Origin of the sequence: Variovorax pasteuri (genome assembly GCF_051216435.1) — a bacterium.
Taxonomy (GTDB): Bacteria; Pseudomonadota; Gammaproteobacteria; order Burkholderiales; family Burkholderiaceae_C; genus Variovorax.
This window is the reverse complement of sequence record NZ_JBPJZS010000003.1, coordinates 191,546-206,179: the sequence shown is the minus strand read 5'-3', so window position 1 is coordinate 206,179 and position 14,634 is coordinate 191,546. Positions and strand designations below refer to the sequence as shown.

At 69.1% G+C, this 14,634-nt stretch carries 14 protein-coding genes; 3 read left to right on the top strand and 11 right to left on the bottom strand.

Annotated features, from left to right (window positions below):
- Positions 1 to 146: 146 nt before the first annotated feature.
- Entirely contained in the window at positions 147 to 1,805 is a 1,659-nt protein-coding gene (locus ACSFBM_RS14465; protein WP_435484956.1) for a methyl-accepting chemotaxis protein, read from the top strand.
- Between the two features lie 34 nt (positions 1,806 to 1,839).
- On the opposite strand, the gene ACSFBM_RS14460 is transcribed toward ACSFBM_RS14465, so the two are convergent.
- The 11 genes from ACSFBM_RS14460 to ACSFBM_RS14410 form a co-directional block, all read right to left on the bottom strand.
- Positions 1,840 to 2,157 carry a hypothetical protein gene (locus ACSFBM_RS14460; RefSeq protein ID WP_435436893.1) on the bottom strand — a complete coding sequence of 106 codons (318 nt, stop codon included), beginning with the start codon at positions 2,155 to 2,157 and terminating at the stop codon, positions 1,840 to 1,842.
- 41 nt (positions 2,158 to 2,198) lie between these two features.
- Positions 2,199 to 2,900, bottom strand: a complete 702-nt coding sequence (locus ACSFBM_RS14455; RefSeq protein WP_435436892.1) for an EthD domain-containing protein — start codon at positions 2,898 to 2,900, stop codon at positions 2,199 to 2,201.
- Positions 2,897 to 4,090 (bottom strand): NADH:flavin oxidoreductase/NADH oxidase, encoded by a 1,194-nt coding sequence (locus ACSFBM_RS14450; RefSeq protein ID WP_435484955.1) that lies wholly within the window; start codon positions 4,088 to 4,090, stop codon positions 2,897 to 2,899. Before ACSFBM_RS14450 ends, ACSFBM_RS14455 begins: the two co-directional genes overlap by 4 nt.
- Positions 4,090 to 5,007: a DMT family transporter gene (locus ACSFBM_RS14445; RefSeq protein WP_435484954.1), complete on the bottom strand. Its 918-nt coding sequence runs from the start codon at positions 5,005 to 5,007 to the stop codon at positions 4,090 to 4,092. Before ACSFBM_RS14445 ends, ACSFBM_RS14450 begins: the two co-directional genes overlap by 1 nt.
- A gap of 1 nt (position 5,008) precedes the next feature.
- Positions 5,009 to 5,986, bottom strand: coding sequence for an MBL fold metallo-hydrolase (locus ACSFBM_RS14440; RefSeq protein WP_435484953.1), 978 nt, complete (start codon positions 5,984 to 5,986; stop codon positions 5,009 to 5,011).
- Positions 5,987 to 6,025: 39 nt separating this feature from the next.
- On the bottom strand, positions 6,026 to 6,736 hold the full coding sequence (locus ACSFBM_RS14435) for an ABC transporter ATP-binding protein (protein WP_435484952.1): 711 nt from the start codon (positions 6,734 to 6,736) through the stop codon (positions 6,026 to 6,028).
- Positions 6,737 to 6,755: 19 nt separating this feature from the next.
- A complete protein-coding gene (locus ACSFBM_RS14430; protein ID WP_435485260.1) occupies positions 6,756 to 8,561 on the bottom strand; it encodes a branched-chain amino acid ABC transporter ATP-binding protein/permease in 1,806 nt (601 codons plus the stop codon).
- 41 nt (positions 8,562 to 8,602) lie between these two features.
- Positions 8,603 to 9,526, bottom strand: coding sequence for a branched-chain amino acid ABC transporter permease (locus ACSFBM_RS14425; protein WP_435436886.1), 924 nt, complete (start codon positions 9,524 to 9,526; stop codon positions 8,603 to 8,605).
- 36 nt (positions 9,527 to 9,562) lie between these two features.
- Entirely contained in the window at positions 9,563 to 10,762 is a 1,200-nt protein-coding gene (locus ACSFBM_RS14420) for an ABC transporter substrate-binding protein (protein ID WP_435484951.1), read from the bottom strand.
- A gap of 62 nt (positions 10,763 to 10,824) precedes the next feature.
- Positions 10,825 to 11,601 (bottom strand): SDR family NAD(P)-dependent oxidoreductase, encoded by a 777-nt coding sequence (locus ACSFBM_RS14415; protein WP_435484950.1) that lies wholly within the window; start codon positions 11,599 to 11,601, stop codon positions 10,825 to 10,827.
- Between the two features lie 39 nt (positions 11,602 to 11,640).
- On the bottom strand, positions 11,641 to 13,407 hold the full coding sequence (locus ACSFBM_RS14410; protein WP_435484949.1) for an FAD-dependent oxidoreductase: 1,767 nt from the start codon (positions 13,405 to 13,407) through the stop codon (positions 11,641 to 11,643).
- Between the two features lie 184 nt (positions 13,408 to 13,591).
- Between ACSFBM_RS14410 and ACSFBM_RS14405 the strand changes: the two genes are divergently transcribed.
- Both ACSFBM_RS14405 and ACSFBM_RS14400 read left to right on the top strand, forming a co-directional pair.
- A complete protein-coding gene (locus tag ACSFBM_RS14405) occupies positions 13,592 to 14,389 on the top strand; it encodes an IclR family transcriptional regulator (RefSeq protein WP_435437281.1) in 798 nt (265 codons plus the stop codon).
- Between the two features lie 37 nt (positions 14,390 to 14,426).
- Positions 14,427 to 14,576 carry a hypothetical protein gene (locus ACSFBM_RS14400; protein WP_435484948.1) on the top strand — a complete coding sequence of 50 codons (150 nt, stop codon included), beginning with the start codon at positions 14,427 to 14,429 and terminating at the stop codon, positions 14,574 to 14,576.
- Positions 14,577 to 14,634: the final 58 nt, after the last annotated feature.

The window sequence follows — 14,634 nt, the reverse complement described above, 5'->3', positions numbered from 1 at the left end:
TGGGGGCCGGAGGCCGGCGCGGCCCCGGGGCCCGGGCACGCCGTCGTCAATGCGACGTCACACGGGCCCGCTCTAATGCCTCGCGGGAACCCTCCCTGCCTCCATGAGCGCCCCCGGCCGCAGCCGCCGGGAGCTCACCCTGCCCCGTGACCCAAGACCTTCGCACCCCCAGCGCCCCCCGCAACACCCTCGGCCGCCGCCTGCTGGCCACCTTCGGCGTCGTGCTGCTGCTGACCCTGGCGGGTTCGGGCATCGGCATCTGGTCGCTCGCCAAGGTGGACGAGGCCACGCGCGTCGCCATCCAGGAGCACGGCGTGTCCGAGCGGCTGGTGGTCGACGCCTACCGCCTGCAGGCCATCAACGCCGAGCGCTACAAGGCCATGGCGCTGAGTTCCGAGCCCGAGGTGGGCGAGATTCTCTCGGCGGACATCCAGGCCACCGCGGCCCGGTACGACGACCTGCTCGGGCAGGTGCGCCAGCGCCTGCAGGACGATGCCGACCGGGCATTGCTCGCGCAGGCCGAGGCCACCGCCAAGGACTTCGCGGCCGCCGTCAAGGAGCTGGTGGCCGCGCGCGACTCGGGCCTGACCGAGCGCATCCGCACTGTGTACGCGCAACGCTTCCAGCCCAGCTCGGCCGCGCTGCTGGCGGCGGTGTCCAGGCTCGCGCAATCGCAGCGCGAGGCCATCGACGCGGCCGGCGTGCGCATCGCCGAGCTGAGCGCTTCCGCCCGGCTGGCGCTGGTGCTGTTCAGCGCCGCCGCCCTGCTGCTGGGCGCAGTGCTGGCCCAGTGGCTGGTGCGCAGCATCAGCCGGCCCATTCGCGCCGCCAACGAAACCGCCGAGCGCGTGGCCGGCCTCGACCTGCGCCAGGACATCGAAGGCCACACGCGCGACGAAGCCGGCCAGATGCTGCTGGCGCTGGGCGCCATGCAAGGCGCGCTGCGCGAGCTGGTGCTGCGCGCGCGGGAGTCGGTGCAGAGCGTGCGCGCGGCCGCCGGCGAAATGGCGCAGGGCAACACCGACCTGTCGGCGCGCACCGAAGATGCCGCGTCCAGCCTGCAGCAGACGGCGGCGGCGCTCGAGCAGGTGCTGCGCAACGTGCGGCACTCCAGCGAGGCCGCGAACCAGGCCGAACAGCTGGCCGGCGCTGCGGCCGCGGTGGCGGCCCAGGGCGGCGAGGTGGTGTCGCAGGTGGTGAGCACCATGCAGGACATCCATCGCGCGTCGCACAAGGTGGCGGACATCACCAGCGTGATCGACGGCATCGCGTTCCAGACGAACATCCTGGCGCTCAATGCCGCGGTCGAAGCCGCGCGCGCGGGCGACGCAGGGCGCGGCTTCGCGGTGGTGGCGTCGGAAGTGCGGATGCTGGCCACGCGCTCGGCGGCGGCGGCGCGCGAGATCAAGGGCCTGATCGACACCTCGGTGCAGCGCATCGAGGCCGGCACGGTGCTGGCCGACAGCGCGGGCCAGACCATGGGCCGCATCGTGGCCTCGATCGGCCAGGTCGCGGGCACGGTCAGCGCCATCACGGCGGCAACGCAGTCGCAGATGCAGGACATCGGGCAGATCAACACCGCCGTCACCCGCCTGGACCAGATGACGCAGCAGAACTCGGCCATGGTCGAGGAGTCGGCCGCCGCATCGGAGGGCCTGCGCGACCAGGCGCGCAACCTGGACACGCTCATCAGCCAGTTCGTGCTGCCCGACGATGCGACCGTGCAGGCCGAATGGGTGCCGGCACGGCCGGACGCAACGGCCCGCGCGGTGCCCCTGCGGAAAGACCGCTTGCTGCCGGCCTGACGGGCCCATGCACCGACCTGCCCCGGGGTTCGCCTCAGCGAATCAGGTCCATGGACGCGAGCTGCGGCGACACTTTGGCGGCGGTGGCGGTCAGCAGCTGGCCGTTCGATTCTTTCCAGCACATCACGCCCAGCGTGCCCGAGCCCAGGCGGCCCGGCTGCTGGATGGACACGGCCTTCCATCCCCTGCAGGCGCCGCCCACGGTGCTCGGCCGGTCGAGAAACACATACTCGGTGCCCGCGTCGACCTGCATGGCGCCGACCACGCCGGGCGGAAACGGCTTGCGCGTCTGGCCCGATGCCGACCACGCGGCGGTGGCCATGACGATGCCCAGGAAGATGATTCGACCCATGTGCGCCTTGGTGTTGTCGAGGCCCGATGGTAGAGGCGCCGTTACACCACCGTGTGCTCTTCCACCACGAAGGCCGTGATCTCCGCCAGGAAGCTGAGCGCATGCGCCATGGTCACCTGTCCCGGCGGGGAAGCGAAGGCGGCGTTCAGCGTGTCGGTGTTCTCGAACCACAGCTCGACGATGCCGTCGATCGGTAGCTCGGGATAGCCGCAGGGCGTGCCCTTGTCGAACTCGCGCGCGGTCACCACGTTCTGGCGGTAGCCGCTCACGCCGGGCATGCGGCGCACATGGTCGGCGTGCACCTTCCATTCGCGGCGGAAGTCTTCTTCGGTTTGCGCGACCGGGCGGCGCAGCAGCGAGATGCGCTTGAGCAGGCCTTCAGGCTTCGGCGGCAGCGCAATCACTTCGGTCTGCGCGACGCTCACGATGTGCAGGCCGCCCAGGAAATGCGCTTCATCGGCGCGGATGGCCGCAGCCAGCTCGCCGTTGCTGAAAGCGTCGCCGGCCTGGGCTGCCGCATCGAAGCGCAGCTGCGAGAAGCCGTCGAAGTCCCACGGCCCGCGCGCAAAGTCGATGCCGCGCTGCAGGCGGTCGACCACCAGGTTCTGCCGGTAGGCGCGCAGTGTGGGCAGTTGCGCGACCAGCGGGCCGTGGCTGTCGCGCCAGTGGTTGCGAAAGGCTTCGTCGGTCCACCCAGGCTTCTTGCGGATCAAGCCCATGCGCAGGGTCGTCGGTTCGGTCATGCGTCTGTCTCCTTGGGGTGGTGCAGTGCTTCGGCCTCGGCACGCGCACGCGCCAGGCCGGGCGCGCGCTTGGCCAGCCACACGCCGTGGCGCACGGGCCAGCGCTCGTAGCCGGGGTCCGCGCCGAGCGCGGCGGCCGCGTGGTGCGGCCAGTAGGGGTCGAACAGCGCCTCGCGGCCCAGCGCGACCAGGTCGGCCTGCCCCGCCGCCAGCACGGCCTCGGCCTGCTGCGCATCGACGATCATCCCGACCGCCTGCGTGGGCACCTGCGCCTCGCGCCGGATGCGCTCCGAGAACGGCACCTGGAAGCCCAGCCCGCGCGGCACGGGCAAGGCGCGTGTCTCTTCGGTGAGGCCGCCCGACGAACAGTCGATGACGTCGACGCCGCAGCGCTTGAGCTCGCGCGCCAGCACCACCGAGTCGTCGAGGTTCCAGCCGTCGAGCGTGCCGTCGACCGCAGACAGCCGGCAGAACAGCGGCTTGCCCGCGGGCCACGCGGCACGCACGCGCTGTGCGATGTCCAGCGCGAGCCGCATGCGGTTCTCGCGGCTGCCGCCGTGCGCGTCGCCGCGGTGGTTGGCGTTGGGCGACAGGAAGCTGGCGACCAGGTAGCCGTGGCCGAAGTGCAGCTCGACCACGTCGAAGCCCGCCTTGTCCGCGCGCACCGTCGCATCGACGAAGTGCTGCACGACCGACGCGATGCCCTCCGCGTCCAGGGCGCGCGGCGCCGACCAGCCGGGGCCGGCCGCCAGCGCGCTCGGGCCCAGGCGCTCCCAGGGCTCTTCGTCGGCGGCCATGCGCGCGTCGCCCAAGGCCGCACCGCCCTCCCACAGCGGCTCGCTGCCCGACTTGCGCCCCGCGTGCGCGAGCTGCACGCCGATGGCGCTGCCCTGCGCGTGCACGAAATCGACCACGGCCTTCAGCGGCGCGATCTGGCTGTCTTTCCACAGCCCGAGGTCGGCCGTGCCGATGCGCCCGCGCGGATCGACGGCGGTGCTCTCGGTGAGGATGAGCCCCGCGCCGCCCAGCGCGAACTTGCCCAGGTGCACCATGTGCCACGGCGTGGCGTGGCCGCGCTCGGCGGCGTGCTGGCACATCGGCGAAATGACGACGCGGTTGGCGAGCGTGAGCTCGCGCAGTTTCAGGGGCTGGAACAGCAGCGGAAGGGAGTCGGAGATCTTCGAAGGCATCAGGACGAGGGTGTGGGCCGGGTGCCGAGCCAGGTGCCCGTCATCACCGCGGCAAAGCCGAACAGGTGCCACCACGTCAGCGTTTCGCCGAGCAGCAACGCCGCAAAGCCCACGCCGAACACCGGCACCCAATAAAGAAACACGGCGGTGCGCGCCACGCCGATGACGGAGATGGCGCGGTTCCAGATCAGGTTGCCCGCCGCGGTGGCGGCAATGCCCGAGAACAGCACCAGCGCCCACGGCCACGCAACGGGAAACAACTGCGCGGTGCCCAGCCGCGAAGGCCCGAGCACGGCGTGCACCACGAGCATGAGCGTGCCGATCACGTAGATGAACCAGCTGATCGACAGCGGATCGACCTGCCGCGCCAGGCGCTGCACGCCGACGCCGCCGACCGCGAAGCTCGCGACGGACAACGCCAGCATCAGGTCGCCGATGCCGGCGCTCGACAGGCCCGCGCCGGGGTGGCTCAGCACCACCGCGACCACGCCCGCAAAGCCCAGCGCCACGCCCAGCATGCGGCGCGGCGTGAAGCGTTCACCGAACACCAGCGCGGCCATCAGCGCCGACACCAGCGGGCTCAGCGCCATGATGAGCGCGCCGTTGGTGGCAGTGGAGCGCTGCAGCCCCTGCGCAAACAGGATCTGGTTGGCATACACCATCAGGAACGCGCAACCCGCGAGCGCCGCGAACTGCCGCGCGCCGAGCGCGGGCAGGCCGCCGCGCCGCCACAGCACGATGGCGCTGAGCGCCAGCCAGGCCACGGCCATGCGCAGCGCGGCGAGCGTCAGCGGTTCGAAGGACGCGGTGAGCGCCTTCACGGCCGACACGTTCACGCCCCACAGCACCATCGCCAGCAGCATCCAGCCCTGCACCGCGGCGGGCGTGGCGCCCGATGAAGGCGAGCGCCGGTTCACCTCAGCTTTCGAGGGCGTTCCACATCTCGATGTCGCGCTCCGCCGTCCAGATGCGCGGGTCCACATGGCCGGTGGCCTCGTCGTAGGCACGGGTCACGTCGAAGGGCATGCAGTGGTCGAAGATGACCCAATGGCCGTAGGTGGGGCGCAGCGCGGCCACGGTTTCCTTGTAGATCACGTTCAGCGTCTTGCCCGCGGCCACGCCGTTGTTGACCAGCGTGTACACGTCGGAGATGAAGGCGCGCGTGGAAGCGATGGCCTTGCGCACGTCGCTCGCGTTTTCCAGCGCAGCGCCGCGGCCGGGCACCAGCTTCTCGAAGCCGAAGCCCGCGAGGCGGTCCAGCGTGGTGGGCCAGTCGCGGAAGTAGCAGTCGCCCGCGTAGGCCGTGCTCTGGTATTCGACGAGGTCGCCCGCGAAGCAGATCTTCTGGTCTTCGAGGTAGGCGATGGTGTCGCCCTTGGTGTGGCCGCGGCCCACCTGCGCGATCTTCACTTCCAGCTTCTCGCCCAGCCACACGCTCATGGTGCCGTCGAAGGTCATGGTGGGCCAGGTGAGGCCGGCGGGCACCGACTCGACGTTGCGGAACAGGCGCGGGAAGCGGCCGATTTCGCTGGCCTTGTCCTGCTCGCCGCGCTCCACGATCAGGTCGTAGGTGTCGCGGCTGGCAATGATCTGCTCGGCACCTTCCTTGAAGTACGCCGACGCGCCCAGCACGCGCACCGCGTGGTAGTGGCTCAGCAGCACGTACTTGATGGGCAGCGGCGTGACTTCGCGGATGCGGCGGATCACGTCCTGCGCCATGGCGGGCGTGGCCTGCGTGTCGACCACCATCACGGCCTCGTCGCCGATGAAGATGCCGGTGTTGGGGTCGCCCTCTGCCGTGTAGGCGTAGGCGTTTTCGGAAAGGCGGGTGAAGGAGACCTTCTTTTCTTCCAGGTCGGCCTGGCTGGCGAATTTCTTGGTGACGGGTGCGGTCATGGGTGTGTTCCTTTTGACGTTGAGCGGTAGGCGATGGAATCAGTGCGTGCCGAGGTACGCGGACTTCACCTTGGGGTTGTCGAGCAGCTCGCGGCCCGAGCCTTCGAGCGTGATGCGGCCGGTTTCGAGCACATAGGCGCGGTCGGCCACGCCCAGCGCCTGCTTGGCCATCTGCTCCACCAGCAGGATGGTGAGGCCCGAGCTGCGCAGCTGGCGGATGGCGTCGAAGATGTCCTTGATGATGAGCGGCGCCAGGCCCAGCGAGGGTTCGTCCAGCAGCAGCAGGCGCGGCTCGCTCATGAGCGCGCGGGCAATGGCCAGCATCTGCTGCTCGCCGCCCGACAAGGTGCCCGAGGGCTGGTGCTGGCGCTCCTTCAGGCGCGGAAAGCGCGCGAACTCGCGCTCGATGGCGCGGTCCACGAACGCCTTGTCGCCGCGGCGCGAGTAGGCGCCGAGCATGAGGTTCTCGCGCACCGTCTGGTCGGGGAACACACCGCGGCCTTCGGGCGACAGCGCCACGCCCAGGCCCACGCGCTGGTGCGCGGGCACGCGGGTGCAGTCGTTGCCGTCGATCAGCACGCGGCCTTCGGCCACGCTCTCCAGGCCGACGATGCTCTTGAGCAGCGTGCTCTTGCCGGCGCCGTTGGCGCCGATGATGGTGACGACCTCGCCCGCGCGCACTTCCAGGCTCACGCCCTTGACGGCCTCGATGGCGCCATAGGAGACCTTCACCGATTCGATTTTCAACATGATGGTTTCAGTCCTTCGCTCAGGCGGGCACGGCTTGCGGCGCCTGTGGGGAATGCCCCTGCGCTTCTTCTTCGTCGTCGACGCCCAGGTAGGCCTCGACCACGCGCGGGTTGGACTGCACCTCGGCGGGCTTGCCCTCGGCGATCTTGATGCCGTAGTCGAGCACGATCACGTGGTCCGATATGGACATCACCAGGTCCATGTGGTGCTCCACCATCAGGATCGACACGCCGCACTTGCCCACGCGCAGCAGCAGCGCGCCCAGCTCGGCGGTCTCCTGCGGGTTCAGTCCGGCAGCCGGTTCGTCGAGCAGCAGCAGCTGCGGCTCGGTGGCCAGCGCACGCGCCAGCTCCACGCGGCGCTGCAGGCCGTAGGGCAGGCTGCCCGCGGGCCAGTGCGCCAGGTGGCCCAGGTCGACCAGGTCGAGCAGCTGCAGCGCGCGCTCGCGCGTGGCGCGCTCCTGCCTGCCCGCCGTCGGCCATGCGACCAGCGACGAGAGAAAGCCGTTGCTCATGCGGCTGTGCCGGCCCAGCATCACGTTGTCGAGCACCGACAGGTCGGCGAACAGGCGCAGGTTCTGGAAGGTGCGGCCCATGCCCATGCAGCAGATGGTGTGCGCGGGGCGGCCCGCGATGTCCTGGCCCAGGAAGCGGATGGAGCCCGCGTCGGGCGCGATCACGCCGGTGAGCATGTTGATCATGGTGCTCTTGCCCGCGCCGTTGGGCCCGATGAGCGCGTGGATGTGGCCGCGCTGCAGTCGGAACGACACGTCCTGCGCGGGCTTCACGCCGCCGTACGACTTGGTCACGCCCTGCACCACCAGCAGCTCGCCTTCGCCGCCGGGGCCGATCTGACCGGGTATGCCGTTGCTGCCGCTACCTTCGCCGCGATGGCGCGACCGCATGAACCACTTGTTGAACAGGCCCACCACGCCGCCCGGCATGACGTACAGCGCGAACAGCAGCAAAAAGCCGTACAGGAAATGCTGCGCCGACGGCCAGCGCGCCAGCAGCGCGTCGGTCAGCGTGAGCAGCACCGCGCCCACCAGCGGGCCGTACATGGAGCCCGCGCCGCCGAACAGCACCAGCAGCAGGATGAAGATCGACAGGTGGAAGGTGATGAAGTCGGAGTTGATGTACTGGTTCTGCTGCGCCACCAGCGCACCCGCAATGCCGCAGGTGACGGCCGCGACCACGAAGGCCATGACCTTGGCGCGGTACACGCGCACGCCCACCGACGACGACGCGATCTCGTCCGCCTGCAGCGACAGCAGCGCACGCCCGAAGCGCCCGCCCAGCAGGTTGCGCAGCAGCAGGTGCAGGGCCGCGCACAGCACGATGCCCAGGATGACCCACTGCGTGGTGTCCAGCGGCGTGCCCTTCCAGGTGAGCGGGCGAATGCCGTAGATGCCCTGCGCGCCGCCGAACACGTCGGTCCATTCGCCCACGAGCTTCTCCACCACGATGCCGAAGGCCAGCGTGACCATGGCCAGGTACGGGCCCTTCACGCGCAGCGAAGGCAGCGCGATGAGCACGCCGCACACGCCGGAGATCACGGCGGCCAGCGCAAGTGCGAGCCACGGGTTCATGTCGGTGCGCGAAGTCAGCAGCGCCACGCCGTAGGCGCCCGCCGCGAAAAGGCCCGCCTGGCCCAGCGATTTCTGCCCCGCGTAGCCGACCAGCACGTTCATGCCGGCGGCGCACAGGTAGTAGACGCACATCATGAAGGCGATGCGCAGGTAGTAGTCGTTGCCGAGCAGCGAGGCGCCGCCGCACAGGGCGGCGGCCACCAGCACCACGCCAGCGGGGTGAGCGAAGCGGGACATTGCAGTGGTGCCCATGGTGCCCGTGGTACCCGTATTGCCGCTCATACCTTCTCCACCGTCGAGCGGCCGAACAGGCCCGTGGGACGGAAGGCCAGCACCAGAATGACCAGCGCGAACACCGCCACCTCGCGCCACTGCGCCTGCCAGAGGTTGACCATCGACTCCAGCACGCCGAGCAGGAAGCCGCCGATGACGCAGCCGCGCGGATTGCTCAGGCCCCCGATCATTGCGCCCGAGAAGCCCTTGAGCCCCACGGTCAGCCCCATGAAGAGCGAGGCCTGCGCGATGGGCGCGAGCAGAAAGCCCGACAGCCCCGCCAGCGCCGAACTGACGACGAAGGCGCCGATCATCATGGCGTTGGTGTTGATGCCCATGAGGCTGGCGACGTTGCCGTTCTGCGCGACCGCGCGCATGGCCTTGCCGACCATGGTGCGGTTCATGACGCGGTCGAAGCCGAACATCACGACCACGGCCACGCCCAGCGTGAGCAGCTCCTGCGGGCGCACGCCCACGCCGAACATGCGGATCACGGCGTCGCCCACGGGCGCGGGCACCACCACGGGCTTGGGCCCCCAGATGGCCAGGCCCACGCTTTGCAGGATCACCCCGAAGCCCAGCGTGCTCATGACCCAGGCCATGCCGGGGCGGCCCGCGAAGGGGCGCACGCCCAGCACATAGAGCAGCCAGCCCAGAAAGCCCATCACGCCCAGCGCCGCCACCAGCGCGAACAGCTGTGCGCCCGCGCCGGGCACAGCGTCGCCGAAGGTGGTGGAGTCGAAGGGCTTGCCCAGCACCAGGAACAGTGCGCTCATGCCGATGAACGCGCCGGCCGAGACGAACTCGCCGTGCGAAAAGTTCAGCGTCTTGGTCGTCGTGAACGTGATGCTGAATCCGAGCGCCACCAGCGCATAGGCACCGCCGACGGCGAGCCCGCTGATGAGCGCCTGCAGGAGCGCTACAACCATGGTCTTTGTCTCTTCTAGCGTCTTCTTGGCCGGGGCTTACTGCTTGAAGTCGGCGGCGTTGAGGCCGCCGATCAGCGCGTCGGTGTAGGGCATCAGCTTGCCGTCCTTCCAGCGGATCCACACCAGGTCCTTCGCGGTCAGGGCTTCGTGGTTGGTCTTGCTGAAGGGCTTGTCGTAGGTCTTGAGCACGCCTTGCACGGGGGTCTTCAGGTCTTCGAGCGCCACGCGCACGGCCGAGCCTTCGGTGCTGTTGGCCTGCTTCATCGCCTGCGCGAGGAGCTGCATCGAGTCATAGCCGTGCAGCGCGAACGAGAACGAGCCCGGGGCCTTCAGCTTGCTGCCGATGCGGTCGAACAGCTTCTGCTGCGCGGGCGTGCGGGTTTCGCTCACGGTGCGCATGAAGATCGGCTTCTCGGCCAGCGCCTTGCCGGCCGCGTCGTAGAAGGTGATGTTGTCTGCCGCCCAGGAGGTGAGCGTGAGCGGGAAGTAGTTGATCTTCTCCATGCTGCGCACCAGCTGCGCGATGGGCGTGCCCTGGGCCCACACCACCACGGTGTCGACGTTGGCGGCCTTCATCTTGCTGAGCTGCGAGGTCATGTCGGTGTCGCCAACGCCGAAGCGCTCGGTGGCCGCGATCCTGATGTCCTGCAGCTTGGCGATTTCCTCCATGTCCTTCAGGCCGCCCTGGCCGTAGCCGGTGGTCTCGGCCATGAGGCCGACCACCTTGGAGCCGGCGCTGTTCTTCTTCACGTAGGCCATGAGCGCGGCGACCTGCTCGCGGTCGACCATGGACACGCGGAACATGTAGTTGTCGGCGCCCGGGCTCATGGGCTTGGTGATGTCGGTGCCCGAGCCCACGTTGCCCAGCACGGGAATCTTCTTCTGGTTGGCGATGTGCTTCCACGCCATGGCGTTGCCCGAGTTGGTGGGGCCGAACACCGCCACCACCTTCTCGTTGTCGATCAGGTCGCTCATGTTCTGGATCGACTTGGGCGGGGCCGACACGTCGTCGCGCGTGACCAGCGCCAGCTTCTTGCCGAGCACGCCGCCGGCGGCGTTGATGTCGGCGATGGCCGCTTCCATGCCCAGCACCGCGGCCTGGCCGCTCTGCGCCGAGGGCGAGGCGGACAGGTCGCCGTTGTAGCCGACCTTGATGTCCTGCGCCGCGGCACCGGCGGTGAAGGCGGCGAATGCAGCGGCTGCGAGCAGGGTCTTGTACAGACGGATGGTTTTCATTTTTTGTCTCCTGAGGTTGACGGACGAGGAAGCGGAAGCGAAAGCGAAAGAGAGGGCGGCGCTCAGACGGCGAGGAAGCCGCCGTCCACCGGCAGCACGATGCCGGTGACGTAGCGCGACATGTCGCTGGCCAGGAAGATCACCGGGCCCACGAGGTCTTCGGTCTGGCCGACGCGGCCCATGGGAATGCGCGTCATGAACGATTCGAGGCGTGCCGGGTTCTCGCGCGTGGCGGCGGTCATGGGCGTTTCGATGACGCCGGGGGCCAGCGCATTCACGCGCACGCCGGCCGGGGCGAGCTCTTGCGCGAGCGACTGCGTCAGCATCTTGATAGCGCCCTTCGACGGCGCGTAGCCCAGGCTGGCGGCCTGCCCCGCGTAGGCGGCGATGGAGGCGATGTTGACGATCGAACCCTTGGTCTGCTTGAGCACCGGAATGAAGGCCAGCGTGGTGTTGAAGGTGCCGTGCACGTTCACGTCGATGGTCTTCTTCCAGTTGGCCGCGGCGTTCGGGCTGCTGGTGTTCTCGCGAATGATGATGCCGGCGTTGTTCACCAGCAGGTCGACGTTGCCGATCTCCTTGCCCACGCGCTCGGCGAGCGCATGGCAGGCCTCGGGCGCGGTGACGTCGAGCACGAAGGACCAGGCCTCGCCGCCTTCGTTGCGCACCAGCTGCGCGGTCTCGCGCACGGTGGCGTCGTTCATGTCGGTGACGACCACGCGGGCGCCGGCCTGCGCCAGGCCCAGCGCGAGCGCGCGGCCGTTGCCCTGGCCGGCACCGGTGATGAAGGCGAGGCGACCTTCGAGCAGGCGGGGGGCGACATTTGCGGGAAAGGCCATCGGTGGCTCCTGTATCTGAGGGGTGGGAACGGAAAGGCGTCAGGCCTTGCGGGCGAGCGGCACGGCTTCGCGCTGTTCGACCTGGAGCTGCACGGTGGCCAGGGCTTCGGCCTGCGCGAGCTGCAGGCCCGCCACGTAGCCGAAGGTCAGCGCCGGGCCGAGCGTGATGCCCGCACCGGGGTAGTTGCCGCCCATGACGCTGGCCGCGTCGTTGCCCACCGCGTACAAGCCCTTGATGGGCTGGCGGTCGGCGTCGAGCACGCGGGTCTTCTCGTCGGTCACCAGGCCGGCGAAGGTGCCGATGTCGCCGACCACCAGCCTGATGGCGTAGTACGGGCCGTTGTCCAGCGGCGCCACGCAGGGGTTGGGCGTGACGTTGGCATCGCCCTGGTAGCGGTTGTAGGCCTTGCTGCCCTTGCCGAAGAGCGGGTCGTCGCCGGTGGCGGCCGCCTTGTTGAACTCCTGCACGGTGGCTTCGAGCGTGGCGGGGGCAATGCCGATTTCCTTCGCCAGCTCGCCGATGCTCGCGCCGCGCTTGAGGTAGCCGCTCTTCAGATGGCGCCCGATGGGCAGCGGTGCCGGCGCGACGCAGCCCAGCCCGTAGTTGCGCAGCGCCTTGTGGTCGCACAGCAGCCAGGCCGTGACTTCGGGCTCGCCGTCGCGTTCACAGGCCTTGACCATCGATTGCACGAAGTCGTGGTACGAGTTGCCTTCGTTGGCAAAGCGCTTGCCCTTGGGCGTGACCGCGATCACGCCGGGCTTGGCGCGGTCGATGAAGTGGGGCATCACGCCCTGGGTGCCGTCGGGCCGCGTGGTGACCGATGCCGGCACCCACGCGGCGGCGTGCGGAATGGTGCCGTCGACGCGGCCGCCCACGGCCTCGGCCAGGCGCAGGCCGTCGCCGGTGTTGGTGGAAGGCGATGGCGAGTAGTGCTCCTTGCCCGTGGGCGCATGCGGGAACAGCTGCTTGCGGCGCTCCACGTCGAACGGAAAGCCGCCGCAGGCCAGCACCACGCCGCGCCTGGCCACGATGCGCATCGTCTTGCCTTCGTGCTCCACCACCGCGCCCGAGACGCCGTCGTACTCGACCACGAGCTTCTTCACGGGCGAGGAAAGCCACACGGGAATGTCCAGGTCCATGGCGGCCTTGGCCAGCCGGCCGGCCAGCGCGTTGCCGTTGGTGAGCGTCATGCCGCGGCCGTGGCCCAGCACGTCGAGGAAGTGGCGGGTGAGCCGCTTGGTGACGTACCAGAACGAGGTGGGCGACTTGAAGGCCCGCATGAAGTGTTTGATCTCGGGGCCCGAGCCCAACATCATTCCGAACACCGTGAGTTCGGGCAGCGGCGGCGCGAGCTGCTTGACGCGCGCGCCGAGCTCGCGGCCGTCGAACGGGCGCGTGACCATCGAGCGGCCGCCCTGCTGGCCGCCGGGCGCTTCGGCGTGGTAATCGGGGAACACGGGCGGCATGTCGAACTGCACGCAGGTGTTGCGCGTGAAGAAGTCGATGGCCTTGGGGCCCATGTCGAGGAAGGCGCCGACGCGTGCCGCGTCGAAGTGCGTGGTGGTCTCGTGCTGCATGTAGGCGAGCGCGGCGCCCTCGGGTTCATGAATGCCCTGCTCCGTGGCCAGGCGTGTGCCCGGAATCCACAGCCAGCCGCCCGAACGCGCGGTGGTGCCGCCGAAGCGCGGCTCCTTGTCGACCACCAGCACCTTCAACCCCTGCGACGCCGCCGTGATGGCGGTGGACATGCCCGACGCGCCGCTGCCGACCACCAGCACATCGCATTCAAAAGTGTTCTGTTCCATCTGCCTGTCTTGCCTCTGTTGTGTACGTCTTAAGTTGCGGCGGAGTTTAGGCAGCGACATTGATATGGTCAAGCCGTTTAGTTACTATCAGACGATCAGTCATCGTCGATTGGCTGTGACAATATCAGTAGAAACCCTGATGGCTATACTCGCCCCCACCCTCATTCCCCACGCCGGGCGCCCCATGGAAAAGCCAAGACGTGGCATTCAGTCGATCGAAATCGGAACCCAGCTCCTGGTCGCCCTCGGGCGGCACGTGGCGCCCATGGCGCTGCGCGACCTGGGCAAGTCGGCAGGCGTTCCGGTCGGCAAGGCGCACCCGTACCTGGTCAGCTTCCTGAAGGTCGGCTTCGTCGTTCAGGACAGCGCCGGGCGCTACGAGCTGGGCCCGCTGGCCCTGCAACTGGGGCTTGCCAAGCTGCAGCGGCTCGACCCGATCAAGGAGGCCTCGCCGCTCATCGAGGCGCTCGCCTCCGAAACCGAACAAAGCATTGCGGTGGCCGTGTGGGGCAACTTCGGCCCGACCGTGGTGCGGCTGGAAGAACCCATCCACCCGCTGCACGTGAACCTGCGCACGGGCACCGTGATGTCCCTGGCCTACACGGCCACGGGGCGTTTGTTCGCGGCGTACCTGCCGCCGAAGGTGGTGGAAAAAATGATGCTCGACGACCTGGCGCGCGCCCGCCCGGCGGACGGGCGCGGCGCCACCACCGAGCTGTCGCGCGCGGAGATCGAGGCGCTGCTGGTCGAAACGCGCCTGCACGGCATGTCGCGCACGCTGGGCCAGCCGATTCCGGGCATCGACGCCTTCTGCGCGCCGGTGTTCGACTCGACCAACAACCTGGTGCTGGGCATCACGGCCATGGGGCCGGAGGCCACGTTCGACCGCGAATGGGAAGGCCGCGTGGCGGCGCCGCTGAAGGCCTGCGCCCTGGAAATCTCGCGCCGCCTGGGCTTCGTGCCCACAGGCGAGCAGGCCTGAGCGCACAGCAATGTAGGCACACGCTCACGCGCGTGTTTTGCTTTATCCCGCACGCGCCCGCCCCGGGCGGGGCGAACCTGAAGGCTCACTACTTCAGGAGACCTCGATCATGAAAAGCATCATTCTTTGGCTGTGCGGCGTACCGTTGATCGTGATCATCGGCCTGAAGATCTTCGGCATCCTCTGACCCTCCCGGTTTTGCTCGAACTGCAATTGCGGTTCCTCCTCACGGCGCTTCGGCGTCG